The sequence below is a fragment of the Paenibacillus sp. J2TS4 genome (assembly GCF_018403245.1).
Lineage (GTDB): Bacteria > Bacillota > Bacilli > Paenibacillales > NBRC-103111 > Paenibacillus_L.
This window is the reverse complement of the sequence record NZ_BOSH01000059.1, coordinates 1-255: the sequence shown is the minus strand read 5'-3', so window position 1 is coordinate 255 and position 255 is coordinate 1. Positions and strand designations below refer to the sequence as shown.

General features: G+C 50.2%; 1 rRNA gene. It reads left to right on the top strand.

From position 1 onward, the window contains the following. Window positions 1-255: ribosomal RNA gene (locus tag KJS69_RS29435) — 23S ribosomal RNA — on the top strand; the annotation flags it as partial.

Here is a 255-nt window from a genome sequence, read left to right as displayed (position 1 = left end):
CAAAGACAACCAGGATGTTGGCTTAGAAGCAGCCACCATTGAAAGAGTGCGTAATAGCTCACTGGTCGAGTGACTCTGCGCCGAAAATGTAACGGGGCTAAACACACCACCGAAGCTGTGGCAGGAGCGATCTTCGGATCACTCTTGGGTAGGGGAGCGTTGTATGCAGATTGAAGGTAGATCGTGAGGACTGCTGGACCGCATACAAGTGAGAATGCCGGTATGAGTAACGAAAAGACAAGTGAGAATCTTGTC